General features: G+C 69.0%; 18 protein-coding genes. 9 read left to right on the top strand and 9 right to left on the bottom strand.

The window, feature by feature from the left end; genetic code table 11:
• The first annotated feature begins 14 nt into the window (after nucleotides 1-14).
• Nucleotides 15-1307 carry a YeaH/YhbH family protein gene (locus tag QTI20_RS02595; RefSeq protein WP_286550469.1) on the top strand — a complete coding sequence of 431 codons (1293 nt, stop codon included), beginning with the start codon at nucleotides 15-17 and terminating at the stop codon, nucleotides 1305-1307.
• A complete protein-coding gene (locus QTI20_RS02590) occupies nucleotides 1304-2836 on the top strand; it encodes a SpoVR family protein (protein WP_286550470.1) in 1533 nt (510 codons plus the stop codon). The genes QTI20_RS02595 and QTI20_RS02590 overlap by 4 nt, the downstream gene beginning before the upstream one ends.
• Nucleotides 2837-2846: 10 nt before the next feature.
• Here the strand turns inward: QTI20_RS02590 and QTI20_RS02585 are convergent, their stop codons facing one another.
• Both QTI20_RS02585 and aroQ read right to left on the bottom strand, forming a co-directional pair.
• A complete protein-coding gene (locus QTI20_RS02585; RefSeq protein ID WP_286550471.1) occupies nucleotides 2847-3482 on the bottom strand; it encodes a DNA-3-methyladenine glycosylase I in 636 nt (211 codons plus the stop codon).
• On the bottom strand, nucleotides 3479-3922 hold the full coding sequence (aroQ, locus tag QTI20_RS02580; RefSeq protein WP_183023135.1) for a type II 3-dehydroquinate dehydratase: 444 nt from the start codon (nucleotides 3920-3922) through the stop codon (nucleotides 3479-3481). The genes QTI20_RS02585 and aroQ overlap by 4 nt, the downstream gene beginning before the upstream one ends.
• A gap of 92 nt (nucleotides 3923-4014) precedes the next feature.
• Between aroQ and frmR the strand changes: the two genes are divergently transcribed.
• The 6 genes from frmR to QTI20_RS02550 all read left to right on the top strand — a co-directional run bounded on the left by frmR (nucleotide 4015) and on the right by QTI20_RS02550 (nucleotide 8233).
• Nucleotides 4015-4290, top strand: coding sequence for a formaldehyde-responsive transcriptional repressor FrmR (gene frmR, locus QTI20_RS02575; RefSeq protein ID WP_286550472.1), 276 nt, complete (start codon nucleotides 4015-4017; stop codon nucleotides 4288-4290).
• 43 nt (nucleotides 4291-4333) lie between these two features.
• Nucleotides 4334-5443, top strand: a complete 1110-nt coding sequence (locus QTI20_RS02570; protein ID WP_183023133.1) for an S-(hydroxymethyl)glutathione dehydrogenase/class III alcohol dehydrogenase — start codon at nucleotides 4334-4336, stop codon at nucleotides 5441-5443.
• A 10-nt stretch (nucleotides 5444-5453) separates the two neighbouring features.
• Nucleotides 5454-6311: an S-formylglutathione hydrolase gene (gene fghA / locus QTI20_RS02565; protein ID WP_286550473.1), complete on the top strand. Its 858-nt coding sequence runs from the start codon at nucleotides 5454-5456 to the stop codon at nucleotides 6309-6311.
• A 6-nt stretch (nucleotides 6312-6317) separates the two neighbouring features.
• Nucleotides 6318-6701, top strand: coding sequence for a TfoX/Sxy family protein (locus QTI20_RS02560; protein ID WP_286550474.1), 384 nt, complete (start codon nucleotides 6318-6320; stop codon nucleotides 6699-6701).
• Complete coding sequence (locus QTI20_RS02555; RefSeq protein WP_286550475.1) at nucleotides 6698-7330, top strand: 3'-5' exonuclease; 633 nt, start codon at nucleotides 6698-6700, stop codon at nucleotides 7328-7330. The genes QTI20_RS02560 and QTI20_RS02555 overlap by 4 nt, the downstream gene beginning before the upstream one ends.
• A 78-nt stretch (nucleotides 7331-7408) precedes the next feature.
• Nucleotides 7409-8233 carry a ParB N-terminal domain-containing protein gene (locus tag QTI20_RS02550; protein ID WP_286550476.1) on the top strand — a complete coding sequence of 275 codons (825 nt, stop codon included), beginning with the start codon at nucleotides 7409-7411 and terminating at the stop codon, nucleotides 8231-8233.
• 7 nt (nucleotides 8234-8240) lie between these two features.
• Here the strand turns inward: QTI20_RS02550 and QTI20_RS02545 are convergent, their stop codons facing one another.
• The 7 genes from QTI20_RS02545 to QTI20_RS02515 all read right to left on the bottom strand — a co-directional run bounded on the left by QTI20_RS02545 (nucleotide 8241) and on the right by QTI20_RS02515 (nucleotide 15619).
• Nucleotides 8241-8663 (bottom strand): hotdog fold thioesterase, encoded by a 423-nt coding sequence (locus QTI20_RS02545; protein ID WP_286550477.1) that lies wholly within the window; start codon nucleotides 8661-8663, stop codon nucleotides 8241-8243.
• Nucleotides 8664-8734: 71 nt separating this feature from the next.
• Nucleotides 8735-9178, bottom strand: coding sequence for a MaoC family dehydratase (locus QTI20_RS02540; protein ID WP_286550478.1), 444 nt, complete (start codon nucleotides 9176-9178; stop codon nucleotides 8735-8737).
• The gene (locus QTI20_RS02535) at nucleotides 9175-9969 is read right to left on the bottom strand and encodes an enoyl-CoA hydratase/isomerase family protein (protein WP_286551008.1); all 795 of its coding nucleotides are present in this window, start codon (nucleotides 9967-9969) and stop codon (nucleotides 9175-9177) included. Before QTI20_RS02535 ends, QTI20_RS02540 begins: the two co-directional genes overlap by 4 nt.
• Before the next feature lie 49 nt (nucleotides 9970-10018).
• Nucleotides 10019-11290 (bottom strand): benzoyl-CoA 2,3-epoxidase subunit BoxA, encoded by a 1272-nt coding sequence (gene boxA, locus QTI20_RS02530; protein ID WP_286550479.1) that lies wholly within the window; start codon nucleotides 11288-11290, stop codon nucleotides 10019-10021.
• A 123-nt stretch (nucleotides 11291-11413) separates the two neighbouring features.
• Nucleotides 11414-12841 (bottom strand): benzoyl-CoA 2,3-epoxidase subunit BoxB, encoded by a 1428-nt coding sequence (gene boxB, locus QTI20_RS02525; protein WP_286550480.1) that lies wholly within the window; start codon nucleotides 12839-12841, stop codon nucleotides 11414-11416.
• A 31-nt stretch (nucleotides 12842-12872) separates the two neighbouring features.
• The gene (boxC, locus tag QTI20_RS02520; protein WP_286550481.1) at nucleotides 12873-14546 is read right to left on the bottom strand and encodes a 2,3-epoxybenzoyl-CoA dihydrolase; all 1674 of its coding nucleotides are present in this window, start codon (nucleotides 14544-14546) and stop codon (nucleotides 12873-12875) included.
• Nucleotides 14547-14686: 140 nt separating this feature from the next.
• Nucleotides 14687-15619: a helix-turn-helix transcriptional regulator gene (locus QTI20_RS02515; protein ID WP_503011371.1), complete on the bottom strand. Its 933-nt coding sequence runs from the start codon at nucleotides 15617-15619 to the stop codon at nucleotides 14687-14689.
• Nucleotides 15620-15798: 179 nt separating this feature from the next.
• On the opposite strand from QTI20_RS02515, the gene QTI20_RS02510 reads away from it, so the two are divergent.
• A complete protein-coding gene (locus tag QTI20_RS02510) occupies nucleotides 15799-16266 on the top strand; it encodes a 4-hydroxylaminobenzoate lyase (protein WP_286550482.1) in 468 nt (155 codons plus the stop codon).
• Nucleotides 16267-16274: the final 8 nt, after the last annotated feature.

Genomic DNA, 16274 nt, shown 5'->3' with positions numbered 1-16274 from the left:
GGAGGTTTGACACCTTGGCCATGCTGCAACAGATCATCGATCGACGCTTGTCCGGCAAGAACAAGTCGATCGGCAATCGCGAGCGCTTTCTCCGGCGCTACCGGGGCCAGATCCGCGACGCGGTGCGGCGCGCAATCAGTGGCCGCAACATCCGCGATCTCGAGCGCGGCGAGGACATCACGCTGCCCAAGCGCGACGTGTCCGAGCCGGTGTTCGGGCACGGGGCCGGCGGCAACCGCGAGCATGTGCACCCGGGCAACCAGGAATACCTCAAGGGCGACCGCATCGCGCGGCCGCCGGGCGGGAGCGGCGGGGGCACGGGCCAGGGCGAAGCCGGCGACGGCGGCGAAGGCGAGGACGATTTCGTCTTCAGCCTGACGCGCGAGGAGTTCATGCAGGTCTTCTTCGAGGACCTCGCCCTGCCCCACCTGGTGCGCACCCAGCTCACCGAGGTGCCCGAATGGAAGAGCCACCGCGCGGGCTTCAAGAGCGACGGCAATCCGAGCAGCCTGCACGTGGTGCGCTCGATGCGCGGCGCGCTGGCCCGGCGCATCGCGCTGGGCGGCGAGAGCCGCATCGAGCTGCACCGCATGGAGGCCGAGCTGCTGCGGCTCAAGCTCGAGCCGGGCTCGGAGCTGCCCTCGGCGCTCGAACGCATCCGCGCGCTCGAGGAGGCGATCGCCGAGCTGCGCCGCACCGCCAAGCACGTGCCCTACATCGACCCCATCGACCTGCGCTACCGCAACCGGGTGCGCGTGCCGGTGCCCAGCGCCAAGGCCGTGATGTTCTGCCTGATGGACGTCTCGGGCTCGATGGACGAGGCGCGCAAGGACATGTCCAAGCGTTTCTTCATGCTGCTCTACCTGTTCCTCACGCGCCACTACGAGAAGATCGACCTGGTCTTCCTGCGCCACCACACGCAGGCGCAGGAAGTCAGCGAGGAAGAGTTCTTCCACGCCACCGAGACCGGCGGCACCGTGGTGTCGAGCGTGCTGGTGCTGATGGACGAGATCATCAAGTCGCGCTATTCCAGCGCCGAATGGAACATCTACGGCGCCCAGGCCAGCGACGGCGACAACTGGCACCAGGACAGCGGCCGCTGCCGCCAGCTGCTGGACGAATCGATCCTGCCGATGTCGCGCTACTACGCCTACGTGCAGGTGGCCGATGCCGAGCAGAACCTCTGGCAGGAATACTCGCAGCTGGTGGGCATCCGCCCCAACTTCGCGATGCGCAAGGTGGCCAGCGCGCAGGACATCTATCCGGTGTTCCGCGACCTGTTCAAGAAGGAAGGAGTGCCCGCATGACCGAGCTGCTGCACCCGGCGGGCGCCAAGGCCGTGCTGCCCAGCCCGTCCGACTGGACCTTCGAGCTGATCGAGACCTACCACCAGGAGATCCGGCGCACCGCCGAGTCCTTCAAGCTCGACACCTACCCGATCCAGCTGGAGATCATCACGGCCGAGCAGATGATGGACGCCTACGCCAGCGTCGGCATGCCGGTGATCTACCGCCACTGGTCCTACGGCAAGCAGTTCATCGCGACCGAGAAGAACTACCGCCGCGGCCACATGGGGCTGGCCTACGAGATCGTGATCAACTCCGACCCCTGCATCGCGTACCTCATGGAAGAGAACACCATGGCGATGCAGGCACTGGTGATCGCCCATGCGGCCTACGGCCACAACAGCTTCTTCAAGGGCAACTACCTGTTCCGGATGTGGACCGACGCGTCCTCGATCATCGACTACCTGGTCTATGCGCGGAACTACATCAGCGAGTGCGAAGAACGCCACGGCATCGATGCGGTGGAAGAACTGCTCGATTCCTGCCATGCGCTGATGAACTACGGCGTCGACCGCTACCGCCGGCCGCAGAAGCGCTCGCTGGCGCAGGAGATCAGCCAGCGCGCCGAGCGCGAGCACCACCTGCAGCAGCAGGTCAACGACCTCTGGCGCACCCTGCCGCGCCGCATCGAGACCGCGACCGACGTCGACGCCGCGCGCCGCTTCCCGGCCGAGCCGCAGGAGAACCTGCTGTACTTCATCGAGAAGAACGCGGCCCTGCTCGAACCCTGGCAGCGCGAGGTGGTGCGCATCGTGCGCAAGGTCGCGCAGTACTTCTATCCGCAGCGCCAGACGCAGGTGATGAACGAGGGCTGGGCCACCTTCTGGCACTACACGCTGCTCAACACCCTATACGACAAGGGCCAGCTCGCCGACGGCTTCATGATCGAGTGGCTGCGCTCCCACACCAGCGTGGTCTACCAGCCGCCCGTGGGCCACCGCGCCTACAGCGGCATCAACCCCTATGCGCTGGGCTTCGCGATGTTCACCGAGCTGCGCCGCATCTGCGAGAAGCCGACCGAGGAGGACCGGCGCTGGTTCCCCGACTACGCCGGCACCGACTGGGTCACGACGCTCGACCATGCGATGCGCAACTACAAGGACGAGAGCTTCGTCGGCCAGTTCCTGAGCCCCAAGACCATGCGCGACTTCCGGCTGTTCGCGGTGCGCGACCATGCGGCCGAGCCCGAACTCGAGATCTCGGCGATCCACGACGACAGCGGCTACCAGGCGCTGCGCGAATCGCTCTCGCGCCAGTACGACATCGGCAGCCGCGAACCGGACATCCAGGTCTGGAACGTCGACCTGCGCGGCGACCGCTCGCTCACGCTGCGCCATGTGCAGCGCAACGGCCTGCCGCTGCACGAGGGCACGCCCGAGGTGCTCAAGCACGTGGCGCGGCTCTGGGGCTTCGACGTGCGGCTGGAAAGCGTGGACGCGCAGGGGCGGGTCACGCTGCGCGAGACGGCGGCGGCGACGCGCAGCCGCTAGGCCATCACGCTCAGGCCGGCCGCTTCAATTCGCGCCGCGCCTGCAGCGCCTGCTCCCGCGCGCCGCAGCCTTCGATGTGGTCGTTGACCAGGCCCATGGCCTGCATGAAGGCGTAGACGGTGGTCGGGCCGACGAAGCTCCAGCCGCGCTTCTTCAGGTCCTTGGACATCGCGATCGATTCGGCCGAGGTGGTGAAGGTGCGCAATGCCGCCAAGGTGATCTTCTTCGGCCGCGTCGACGGCTCTGGCTCGTAGCCCCAGGCATAGGCGGCCAGCGAGCCGAATTCCTCGCGCAGCTCGAGCACGCGGCGCGCGTTGTTCAGCGTCGACTCGATCTTGCCGCGGTGCCGCACGATGCCTGCGTCGGCCAGCAGGCGCGCCACGTCGGCCTCGCCGAAGCGCACCAGTTGCTCGGCCTCGAAGTTCGCGAAGGCCTGGCGGAAGTTCTCGCGCTTGTTGAGGATCGTGAGCCAGCTGAGCCCGGCTTGGAAGCCCTCCAGGCACAGCTTCTCGAACAGCCGCCGGTCGTCGGTGACCGGGAAGCCCCATTCGTGGTCGTGATAGTGCCGGTAGGCGGGCGTGGCCTCGCACCAGCGGCAGCGCGGCGCGCCCTCGTCGTCGGCGAACAGCCCTTCGGCCAGGCTCATAGCTGGGTCAGCGCCTCGATCGCCAGCGCATAGCCCTTGACGCCCAGCCCGACGATGATGCCGCGCGCCGCCGGCGAGATGAAGGAGTGGTGGCGGAAGGCCTCGCGCGCATGCACGTTGGAGATGTGCAGCTCGATCACCGGCACGCTGGCGCCCTTGATCGCGTCGTGCAGCGCCACCGAGGTGTGGGTGTAGGCACCGGCGTTGAGCACCACGCCGAGCATGCGCCCCGCCGCGACTTCGCGGCCGGCTTCGTGCAGCCAGTCGACCAGCGTGCCCTCGTGGTTGGTCTGGCGGCATTCGATGGCCACGCCAAGTTTCGTGCCGGCCTCGGCGCACAGGCGCTCGACGTCGGGCAGGGTGTCGTGGCCGTACTGCGCGGGCTCGCGGGTGCCGAGCAGGTTGAGGTTGGGGCCGTTGAGAACGAGGATGGTCTTCATCTGGAAGGTCTGGCTGCTGGGGCCTGGCATCTTAGGCCAGGCGCGATGCGAATCCTCACGAACCATACTCCCGGGGGGTATACACTCGCAGCATGCCCCATTCACCCGACGAGAAGAAAAAGGCCGTGCTGCGCGTGCGTCGCATCCGCGGCCAGGCCGACGCGCTCGAACGGGCGCTGGAAGCCGGCGCCGAATGCGGCAGCGTGCTGCAGCAGCTCGCGGCGATCCGTGGCGCCGTCAACGGGCTGATGTCCGAGGTGCTCGAGTCGCACATCCGCGAGGAATTCGGCCCGCCCTCCGACGCCGACCCGCGCCACGCGCAGCGGGTGCAGGACATGACCACGCTGGTGCGCACCTACCTCCGGTGAACGCCCCCCACCCATCCCCACCCTTCTTCAGGAGTCCTTGCCCATGAAATCCCGTGCCGCCGTCGCCTTCGCTGCCGGACAGCCCCTCCAGATCGTCGAAATCGACGTCGCCCCGCCGCAGAAGGGCGAGGTGCTGGTCAAGATCACCCACACCGGCATCTGCCACACCGACGCCTTCACGCTCAGCGGCGACGACCCCGAAGGCCTGTTCCCGGCGGTGCTGGGCCATGAAGGCGCGGGCATCGTGGTCGAGGTCGGCGAAGGCGTGACCAGCGTCAAGCCCGGCGACCATGTGATCCCGCTCTACACCGCCGAATGCGGCGAGTGCCTGTTCTGCAAGAGCGGCAAGACCAACCTCTGCGTGTCGGTGCGCGCCACGCAGGGCAAGGGCGTGATGCCCGACGGCACCACCCGCTTCAGCTACAACGGCCAGCCGATCTACCACTACATGGGCTGCTCCACCTTCAGCGAATACACGGTGGTGGCCGAGGTCTCGCTGGCCAAGATCCACCCCGACGCCAACCCCGAGCAGGTCTGCCTGCTGGGCTGCGGCGTGACCACCGGCCTGGGCGCGGTGAAGAACACCGCCAAGGTGCAGGAAGGCGACTCGGTCGCGGTGTTCGGCCTGGGCGGCATCGGCCTGGCGGTGATCCAGGGCGCCAAGCTGGCCAAGGCCGGACGCATCATCGCCATCGACACCAACCCCTCGAAGTTCGAGCTGGCGCGCACCTTCGGCGCCACCGACTGCGTGAACCCCAAGGACCACGACAAGCCGATCCAGCAGGTGATCGTCGACATGACGACCTGGGGCGTCGACCATTCCTTCGAGTGCATCGGCAACGTCAACGTGATGCGCGCCGCGCTCGAATGCGCGCACCGCGGCTGGGGCCAGTCGGTGGTCATCGGCGTGGCCGGCGCGGGCCAGGAGATCTCCACCCGCCCGTTCCAGCTGGTGACCGGCCGGCGCTGGCTGGGCACGGCCTTCGGCGGTGTCAAGGGCCGCTCGCAGTTGCCGGGCATGGTCGAGGACGCGATGAAGGGCGACATCCAGCTCGCGCCCTTCGTCACCCACACCATGCCGTTGTCGGGCATCAACGAGGCCTTCGACCTGATGCACGAAGGCAAGTCGATCCGCTCGGTGGTCCACTACTGATCGGCGCGCGATGACCGACACCTTGAAGACCCTCTCCGAGCACGCCTGCTTCGGCGGCACGCAGCGCTTCCACGAACATGCCTCGCGCGAGATCGGCCTGCCGATGCGCTTCTCGGTCTTCCTGCCGCCGCAGGCCGCCGACGGCCCGGTGCCGGCGCTGGTCTACCTCGCGGGCCTGACCTGCAACGAGGAGACCTTCATGGTCAAGGCCGGCGCGCAGCGGCTCGCGGCCGAACTGGGCCTGGCCCTGGTCGCGCCCGACACCAGCCCGCGCGGCGCCAACGCGCCGGGCGAGGCCGAGGCCTGGGACTTCGGTGTCGGCGCCGGCTTCTACCTCGACGCCACGCAGGCCCCCTGGGCCACCCACTGGCGCATGGAGAGCTACCTGATCGGCGAACTGCTGCCCCTGCTGGGCGCGCAGTGCGGCCTCGACCTGCAGCGCGTCGGCCTGTCCGGCCACTCGATGGGCGGCCATGGCGCGCTCACGCTGGCGCTGCGCCACCCGGGGCTGTTCAGGTCGCTCTCGGCCTTCGCGCCGATCTGCGCGCCCACGCGCTGCCCCTGGGGCGAGAAGGCCTTCACCGGCTACCTCGGCGCCGACCGTTCGGCCTGGCTCGAACACGATGCCACCGTGCTGATGGACAACCAGCCGGTCGCGCCCTACCCCGCGGGCATCCTGATCGACCAGGGCCTGGCCGACAAATTCCTGGCCGAGCAGCTGCACCCGCAGCTGTTCGAGGCCGCCTGCGAACACATCGGCCAGCCGCTCACGCTGCGCCGCCACGCGGGCTACGACCACGGCTACTACTTCATCCAGAGCTTCATGGCCGACCACCTGCGGCACCACGCCGCGCAGCTCGCGCGTTGAGCGGCGATGGCCTCCGCCGCCTTCGTCGACAGCCTGCACGAGGTGTTCCAGGGCCTGGGCCGCATCCAGGCGCGCCGCATGTTCGGCGGCCACGGCATCTTCCACGACGGGCGCATGATCGCGCTGGTGCTGGGCGACGTGCTCTACCTCAAGGCCGACGACCAGAGCGCCCCGCATTTCGATGCGCTGCAGCTGCCACACTTCAGCTACCTGCGGCAGGGCAAGCCGGCCCGGCTGTCGTACCGCGAGGCCCCGGCCGACCTGTTCGACGACGCCGAACTCGCCACCCTGTGGGGCCGGCGGGCCTGGGAAGCGGCGCTGCGCGCCGGCGCGCCCAAACCCGCCAAACCCCGCAAGACCCCTGCGAAGAAGACAAAGAAAGCACCATGAACACCGCGCCGCCACCCCTGCCCACACGCGACGAGATCGCCCTGCTCGAACCCTTCGCCGGCCTCGAGATGCGCGACATCGACGTGGTCGCGACCGCGCTGCAGGCCGAACACGCGCTGGCCGCGCTGGGCGCGCTGCGGGTGGTGGGATTCGACACCGAATCCAAGCCGACCTTTCAGAAGAACGAGGTCTCGACCGGCCCGCACACGGTGCAGTTCGCCTCGCTCGACCGGGCCTGGGTGTTCCAGCTGCACGACCCGGTCTGCCGCGCCGCCGCGGCCAGCCTGCTGGCCTCGAGCGCACTGACCAAGGTCGGCTTCGGCCTGGCCGGCGACCGCACCCAGATCCGCCACACGCTGGGCATCGACCCGCAGGCCGTGGTCGACCTCGACACGGTGTTCAAGCGCCGCGGCTACCGCAACTCGGTGGGCGTGAAGACCGCGGTGGCGCTGGTGTTCGGCCAGCGCTTCATCAAGTCGCGCAAGCAGACCACCTCCAACTGGGCGGCCCGCCAGCTGAGCGAGGGCCAGGTCTGCTACGCCGCCAACGACGCCTATGCCGCGATGCGGGTGATGGACGCGCTGGGCCTCGAAGCCAGCCGGCTCACGCCGATGCCGCTGTCGAGCTGAAGACCCGGCCCGGGCGGTGGGCGCGGCGGCCCTCTCTACAATGCCGGCCCTTCTGCTCATTTCCCGGATCCCGTGCCCATGGACATCGTCGTCAACGAAGAACTCAAAGCCTACATCGACCCGCTGACGCCGGAGGAATACGAAGCGCTCGAACGCAGCATGCTGGCCGAGGGCTGCCGCGACGCGCTGGTGCTGTGGGGCAATGTGCTGGTCGACGGCCACAACCGCTACGGCATCTGCCAGAAGCACGACCTGCCCTTCCAGACGGTACAGAACCCGCGTTTCCGCACCATCGAGGACGTGCACCTCTGGATGATCGACCAGCACCTGGGCCGCCGCAGCGTCTCGGACTTCCAGCGCGGCGTGCTGGCGCTGCGCAAGCGCGAGATCGTGGCCGAGCGCCGCGCCCGCGCGGCCGCCCCGCCCCCGCCGGCCGGAAACGAGGCCGACGAAGGCCCGCCCTTCGACGTCGACGACGCGCCGCCGCCCGCCCCGCTGGACAGCCGCGAGGCCATCGCCAAGGCCGCGCGCCTGAGCAGCAGCCAGGTGGTGATGATCGAGAAGATCCAGAAGCAGGCCGCGCCCGAGGTGGTGGCCGCGCTCAAGTCCGGCACCATCACGCTCAATGCCGCGGCCGCCGTGTCCAGCCTGCCGGCCGAGGAGCAGACCGCTGCCGCCATCGGCGGCAAGGACGAGCTCAAGCAGGCCGCCAAGCGGGTGCGCGAAGCCAACAAGCGCAAGCCGCGCGAGGACGCGGCCGCGGCGGACGCCGGTGGTGACGCGTCGGCCGAGGGCCACGCCGATGCCGGCGACGAGCTGACGACGCTGCGCGCGCGCGTGGCAGAGCTCACGCGCGAGAACGAGGCCCTGCGCCGCGAGATCGCGCTGCTGCAGTCGAACTGAGGTTGGTCTAACGCGGGCCGAGCACGGCCATCACGATCTGCGAGGTGCAGACGAGCTCGCCCTCGTCGTCCTTGATCTCGATGGTCCAGGCCTGGGCGCCGTCCTCGTTCTGCAGCGGGCGGGTCACGCCGGTGATCCAGCCCGTCAACGGGCGCTTGAAGTGGTGGGCGCTGATGCTCAGGCCCACCGCGCGCCGGTCGTCCGGTGTCGCGTAGTGCGCACCGCAGGAACCCAGCGTCTCGGCCAGCACCACGGCCACGCCGGAATCCAGCGTCCCCGCCTGGGACATCGTGCGCGCGTCCACGGGCGCACGCGCGCGGATGAAATCGTCGCCCACTTCCAAGAACTCGATGCCCAGCCGCTCGACCGCGGTCTGGCCGTGGCTGCCGTTGAGCAGCGCCAGCGTCACGTCCTTCTGCCAAATTCGCATGGCCTGTCTCCGTTATGGGTGTATCGCCATCTGTCAGGTCGTGGCCGAAGGACCATAGCACGCACCGGCGCTCAGCGTGCCTCGCGCAGTTGGAACAGGCTGGTCGCCTGCAGGTCGAGCACGCAGAGTTCGCGCTGGTTGAACAGCTGCCATCGCCAGTCGAGGATGCCCAGCGACGGGCGCCGTTCGGACACGCGCACGCCGATCACTTCCGCGCGCAGCCGCAGCACGTCGCCGGGGCGCACCGGCTGCGGCCACTTCACGTACTGCAGGCCGGGCGAGGCGAAGGATTCGGAACCGGCCAGCGCGGCACCGACGACGAGCCGCATGGCGATGGCGCAGGTGTGCCAGCCGCTCGCGATCAGGCCGCCGAAGGGCCCGTCGCTCGCGGCGGCCGCATCGGTGTGGAACCACTGCGGATCGTAGGCGCGCGCGAACTGGAGCAGCTCGGCCTCGCCCAGTGCGTAGGGGCCGGCCTCGATGACCTGCCCCACATGGAACTCGGCGAACTTCACGGCGCGCTGCCGAAGCGCGGCGCGCGCCGCTCGTTCAGTGCCGCCAGGCCCTCGCGCGCATCGCTGCCGGCGAAGCCGATCATCTCCAGCGCCAGCGAATGCTCGAAGGCCGGCCAGGCCGCGCGCAGCCAGTGGTTGAGCGAGCGCTTGGTGAAAGCCAGCGCCGAAGGGCTGCCGGCCGCCAGCTCCAGCGCGATCTGGCGCGCCCGCGCCTGCAGTTCGTCGTCGGGCACCGAGAGGCTGACCAGCCCGATGCGCTCGGCCTCCTCGCCGCTCAGCGGCGCGCAGGTCAGCAGGTGGTACTTGGCCTTGGCCATGCCGCACAGCAGCGGCCAGACGATGGCCGCATGGTCGCCGGCCGCGACGCCGATCTTGGTGTGGCCGTCGATGATCTTGGCGCTGCGCGCCGCCACCGAGACATCGGCCAGCAGCGCCAGCGCGGCGCCCGCGCCCACGGCCGCGCCGTGGATGGCCGAGACGATGGGCAGGTCGCAGTCGACCATGCCCTGCACGATCTGCCGCGCCTCGCGCATCACGCGCATGCGTTCGGCCTCGCTGCCCAGCATCTGCGCCACCAGCTCGACGTGGCCGCCGGCGCAGAAGCCCTTGCCCTCGCTGCGCACCAGCACGCTGCGCACGCCGGGCTCGACCGCCAGGCGCGGCCACAGCGTGCCCAGCGCCGCGTGGCCGCGCACGCCGGTGGTCGGCATCGTGCCCGGCGTGCCGAGCACGACCTCGGCCACGCCGTCGTCGCCCAGCTCGACACGGAAGTCCTCGGTGTCCACCTGCATCGTTCGAATGTTCGTCACGGGGCCATCCTTTCTTTGTTCTTCATCGCGCTCAGTAGGTCTCGAGGTGCAGCCGCCCCTCTTTCTTGAGCGTCGCGGCCAGCGGCTCCCAGGGCAGGCCGGCTTCCTCGGCCACGTCGCGCAGCGCCATCACCACGCCCTCTTCCATGCTCTTGAGGCCGCAGACGTAGACGTGGGTGAGCCCGTCGCGCAGCAGCGGCACCAGGTCGGCGGCGCGCTGGCGCAGCAGGTCCTGCACATAGCAGCGCGGCTGGCCGGGCAGGCGCGAGAAGGCCAGGTTGATGTCGATGAAGTCCTTGGGCAGGCTCTGCAGCGGCCCGAAGTAGGGCAGCTCCTGCTGGGTGCGCGCGCCGAAGAACAGCATCAGCCTGCCGCCCTCGAACTTGCCGCTCTTGCGCAGGCGGCGGCGCCATTCGGTCATGGCGCGCATGGGCGCGCTGCCGGTGCCGGTGCAGATCATCACGATGTGCGACTTCGGATGGTTGGGCATCAGGAAGGTGGAGCCGAAAGGCCCGACCACCGTCACCGTGTCGCCCACCTGCAGGTCGCACATGTAGTTGGAGGCGATGCCGCGCACCGCGTTGCCCTGGTGGTCCTCGACCACGCGCTTGACCGTCAGCGAGAGGTTGTTGTAGCCGGGCCGCTCGCCGTTGCGCGCGCTGGCGACCGAGTACTGGCGCGGATGATGCGCCTTGCCCAGCGCGTCGGTGCCCGGCGGCACGATGCCGATCGACTGGCCTTCGAGCACCGGGAAGGGCAGCGCGCCGAAGTCGAGCACGATGTGGTGCGTTTCGCTCTCGAAGCCGGCCTCGGTGCAGTTGAAGTTGCCGGTCACGGTCGCGCTCACCGGCTTCTTGGGCGCATAGAGGTTGGTGTAGGCATGCGCGGCCGACCAGGGCGGCGTGGTGGCGCCGTAGCTCGCGGAGTTGAACACCGCCTCGCCGGCCGATGCGGCAGGCGCTTCGGCCGCTGCCGGCTCGGCCACCGCATCGCCCGCCTCCACACCCGCGGCCGCGAGTTCGTCGGCGCTCAGTTCGGGCGGCAGTTCCTCCCAGCCGAACTGCTCCTCGATCGAATATGCGCGCACCACCGGCATGGTGCGCCAGTTGTCGATCGAGCCCGTGGGGCACGGCGAGATGCAGGCCATGCAGCCATTGCAGACATCGGCGCGCACGACGTAGTTGTTGTCGTCGTGCGTGATCGCGTTCACCGGGCAGGTGGCTTCGCAGGTATTGCAGCGGATGCAGATCTCGGGGTCGATCAGGTGCTGCCTGATGACGCCCGCTTCAACGGCCATGTCCATGTTGTTTCTCCTAGAGCCCTCCCCTTCCGGGGGAGGGTTGGGTGGGGGCCGCGGCGCTTGTCGTGGTCGCGCCGTCGGGCCCCCATCCCAGCCTTCCCCCAGCGGGGGAAGGAGCAATACCGATCAACCGAAACGCACGTACTCGAAATCCACCGGCTGGCGGTTGATGCCCATCACCGGCGGCGCGATCCAGCCGGCGAACTTGCCGGGTTCGGTCACGCGGCCCATGAGCGAGGCGACGAAGGCGAAGTCCTCTGGCGTGGGCAGCCATTCGCTCTTGCGCGCGGCCCATTCCACCTCGCCCACCACCCGGCCGTCGGGCGACATCTTGATGCCGGCCAATGCGCCGATCTGGCGGTTGAAGGCCTTGTGCGGCACGGTCAGGCGGGTCGGGATGCCGGCCTTCTCGAGCACCTTGTTCCAGCGGCCCACGCCGGCCACCGAGTCCTTGATGAAGTCGTCGCGCAGCACCTCGTTGAGCGCGTTGAGCATCGGCACGTCCTTCTCGACCAGCTGGCCGTCCTTGACCTCCAGCACCTTGTAGGTCTGGCCCTTGAGCACATGGTCGTCGGTCCGCTTGCCTTCCTCGTAGCGGCCCTTGAGGCCCGAGCTGTAGAAGATCGCGGCGTTGCTCGACTGGTCGGCGCCGAACAGGTCGATGGTCACGCTGTAGTGGAAGTTCAGGTAGCGCTGGATCGTGCCCAGATCGATGCAGCCCGCGGCGCGCACCTTCTGCGGATCGTCGGTCTTGAGCTCGTTCATCACGGCCGCGGTGCGCGACAGCACGCGCGACACGCCGCTCTCGCCCACGAACATGTGGTGTGCTTCCTCGGTCAGCATGAACTTGGTGGTGCGGGCCAGCGGGTCGAAGGCGCTCTCGGCCAGCGCCGACAGCTGGAACTTGCCGTCGCGGTCGGTGAAGTAGGTGAACATGAAGAAGGCCAGCCAGTCCGGCGTCTTCTCGTTGAAGGCACCCAGGATGCGCGGGTTGTCCACGTCGCCCGAGGTGCGCTGCAGCAGCGCCTCGGCTTCCTCGCGGCCGTCGCGGCCGAAGTGCTTGTGCAGCAGGTAGACCATGGCCCAGAGGTGGCGGCCTTCCTCCACGTTGATCTGGTAGAGGTTGCGCAGGTCGTACATGCTGGGCGCGGTCAGGCCCAGGTGGCGCTGCTGCTCCACCGAGGCGGGCTCGGTGTCGCCCTGCGTCACGATGATGCGGCGCAGGTTGGCGCGGTGCTCGCCGGGCACGTCCTGCCAGGCCTTCTCGCCCTTGTGGTCGCCGAAGTGGATCTCGCGGTTGGCATCGCCCGGGTTCAGGAAGATGCCCCAGCGGTAGTCGCGCATCTTCACGTGGCCGAACTGGGCCCAGCCCTGCGGATCGACGCTGACGGCGGTGCGCAGGTAGACGTCGTAGCCGGTCGAGCCGTCGGGGCCGACGTCGTCCCACCAGTTGACGAAGTTGGGCTGCCAGCCTTCGAGCGCGCGCTGCAGCGTGCGGTCTTCGCTGAGGTTGACGTTGTTCGGGATCTTGTCGCTGTAGTTGACGGTGCTCATGAGGATTTCCTGGTGAGTTCTGGACGAAGGGTCAGACGCGGGTCAAGTCGAAGCCGGCTTTTTCACCGGTGCCGTAGACCTTCAGCGCGCCCTTGGCGCCGACCGCGTTGGGCCGGTTGAAGATCCAGTTCTGCCAGGCGGTGAGCCGGCCGAAGATGCGGGTGTTCATGTTTTCCTTGCTGGCGAAGCGCAGGTTGGCTTCCAGGCCGGTCAGCGCATCGGGCGACATCGCGGCGCGTTCCTCGATCGCCATGCGCAGCTCGTCTTCCCAGTCGATGTCGTCGGGCGCCGCCGTGACCAGGCCCAGCTTCAGCGCCTCGTCGGCATCGAGCGCGCGGCCCACCGCGCCACGCGCGGCCTCGAGCGGCTCGCTCTCTTCATAAAAGCGGCGCTGCAGCCGGCTCTGGTCGTTGACCATCGGGAAGAAGCCGAAGTTGAACTCACCGAGCGTGAGCCGGGGTGCGCGCTCGGCATCGTCGGGCAGCGCCAGCATGTAGGTGCGGTCGGCGGCGAAGGCGATCTCGGCCAGCGTGCCGGCGAAGCAGGAGCCGGGCTCGACCAGCGCGAACAGCGTGCGCGAGGACACGTCCAGCCGCGCCAGCGTGCGGCGCAGCGCGCCGAGGGTTTCGCGCACCATCCAGTGGTCCTGGTGGGCCAGCAGGGTCGCGTCGCTGGCGAGCACGGCCTGCGCGTCGCCTTCGGTCTTGAGCAGCCAGGTGCCGATGTCGAGCTCGTTGGTGCGCAGGTGCAGGATCGCGTCGTCGAGCTGGCGGCCCATGGCCAGCGGCCACCAGCCGGCGCCCGCGGCCTCGATGGCGGCGACGTCGCCGGGTTGCGGACCCACGGGCGCCTTGACCGTCAGCGTGGCGGTGCGGCGGGCCCGGTCGATGTCGACGCTCACGTGCGCATAGCGCAGGCCGTCGGGCGTCTCTTCGCGTTCGATGCGCGTCAGCTTCACGCCCTGCGCGCCCTTGTCCGCGCGGCGACCGCCCTCGCCCAGCTTGGCGGCGCGTTCCTGCACCATGGCGCCGAACTGCGCGGGCTTGGCGATCGCGTCGACCAGGCGCCAGTCCACCGCGCGCTGGCCGCGCACGCCTTCGACGCTGGTGCAGAAGATGTCGGCCAGGTCGTGGCGCACATGGCGCTTGTCGGTCACGCGGGTCAGGCCGCCGGTGCCGGGCAGCACGCCCAGCAGCGGCACTTCGGGCAGCGACACGGCCGAGGAGCGGTCGTCGACCAGCACGATCTCGTCGCAGGCCAGGGCCAGCTCGTAGCCGCCGCCCGCGCAGGCGCCGTTGACGGCGGCCAGGAACTTCAGGCCCGAGTGCTTCGACGAGTCCTCGATGCCGTTGCGGGTCTCGTTGGTGAACTTGCAGAAGTTCACCTTCCAGGCGTGGCTCGAGACGCCCAGCATGAAGATGTTGGCGCCCGAACAGAAGATCCGGTCCTTGCCGCTGGTCACGATCACCGAGCGAACCTGCGGGTGCTCGAAGCGCACGCGGTTGAGCGCGTCGTTGAGCTCGATGTCGACCCCCAGGTCGTAGCTGTTGAGCTTGAGCTTGTAGCCCGGGCGGATGCCGCCGTCCTCGGCGATGTCCAGCGTGAGTTGCGCGACCTGATCCTGCACCGAGAGCTTCCAGTGCCGGTACTGGGCGGGTTCGGTGCGGTAGTCGACGCGGGGGGCGGTGTCAGGGGTGGGGGTCATGCGGGTCTCCGTGAAAGGAAAGAACAAGAAAAATAGTGCATTTCTCGATCGCCTGACATGCATCATCATGCATGCGAACATGCAAGTCAATGCCTGTTGCGTTTTTCTTCAACTTCACGGGGGCGCCGCCGGCGCCGGGTTCAGGAGGCGGCGGCGATGGCAGCGCGCACGCTGCCGCGCAGGGCCTTGAAGCTCTGCTCCAGCGTCTGGCCGCTGGTGTCGATCTGCAGGTCGGCCTTCGAATAGAAGGCGGCGCGGCCGTCGAGGATGCGGTGCAGGTCGTCCATCGCTTCCTTGCTGGCGGCGATCGGGCGGGTGTCGCCCTGCGCCACCACGCGGCCCATGTGCTCTTCGGGCGCGGCGCGCAGCCACACCGTGGTGCAGTGCGACAGCAGCTCGTTGAAGGTGGCCGGGTCCGACACGATGCCGCCCGGCGTGGCGATCACCACCTCGCTGTGGATCTGCACCACCTCCTCGAGCGCGCGCCGCTCGTAGCGCCGGTAGGCGCTGGTGCCGTAGAGGTCGTGGATCTCGCGCACGCTGCAGCCGGCCAGCGTCTCGATCTCGCGGCTCAGCTCGATGAAGGGCACGTCGAGGTCCTGCGCCAGCAGCGGCCCGAGCGTGGACTTGCCCGCGCCGCGCAGTCCGATCAGCGCGATGCGCCGGTGCCGCGCCGCATCGCCGCGGCCGCTGCCCAGCAGCTCGCCCAGCGCCAGGCGCGCGCGCCGCAGGTCGGCCTCGCTGCGGTGCTCGAGCAGCTCGCGGATCAAGAGCCACTCGGGCGAGCTGGTGGTGACGTCGCCGACCAGCTCGGCCAGCGAACAGTGCAGCGCCGTCGCCACCTGCTGCAGCACCAAGATCGACGCGTTGCCCGTGCCGTATTCCAGATTGGCCAGGTGCCGCTCCGACACCTCGGCCGACAGCGCCACCGCCTTGCGCGTGAGCCCGCGCTGCGCGCGCAGGTTGCGCACCCGGTCGCCCAGCGCGGCCAGCAAGGGATTGCGCGCCGCCTCCGCACCCGTCGGCTCGGCGGACTCCGCCGCCATTCCCCCCGCCTGCACTTTCTCAGTCATGGAACTCCTCAATTCAGTCACGTGATTTTGCGCGCTCAGGGTAAACGCCATACATGCACTATGTTGCTTGACAACATGCATCATGGTGCCTATCGTTCAATCACACGCAAGATACTGCACGCAGCCCAAAGCCGCAACCGCACTTCACCTGCAAGAACGTTCGCCCCACGACGAAGACCATGTCCAAAGAAAACTTCCACCAGCTGGTGGCCGACCTGACGGCCCAGATCGCGGGCCGCCCGCTCGACGCCGCGCTCGACCAGTGGCTCAACACCGAACACGGCGCCGGCAGCCCCACTTTCGCGGCGCTGCAAAACGCGTGCCTCGAAGGCGTGGCCCAGGGCTGGCTGTGCGAGCGCGAAGGCGGCGGCATCCGCTACGGCCGGCCCTTCAAGCCCGAGGACGCGCTGCACCGCTTCTCGGTCGACGTCGTCGACATGCGCGACCTCGCGGGCCCGCACCACACCCATCCCAACGGCGAGATCGACCTGATCATGCCGCTGGAAGGCGACGCCACCTTCGACGGCCGCCCGGCCGGCTGGTGCGTGTACCCGCCAGGCAGCGCCCACCACCCGACCGTCGCCCAGGGCCGCGCCCTGGTGCTCTATCTGCTGCCCGAAGGCCAGATCCAATTCACGCGCCACTGAGGGCCACG

The sequence above is a fragment of the Variovorax sp. J2P1-31 genome, from assembly GCF_030317215.1.
In the GTDB taxonomy this organism is placed as follows: Bacteria; Pseudomonadota; Gammaproteobacteria; order Burkholderiales; family Burkholderiaceae_C; genus Variovorax.
The sequence above is the reverse complement of the archived record's forward strand: the minus strand, read 5'-3'. Positions and strand labels throughout refer to the sequence as shown.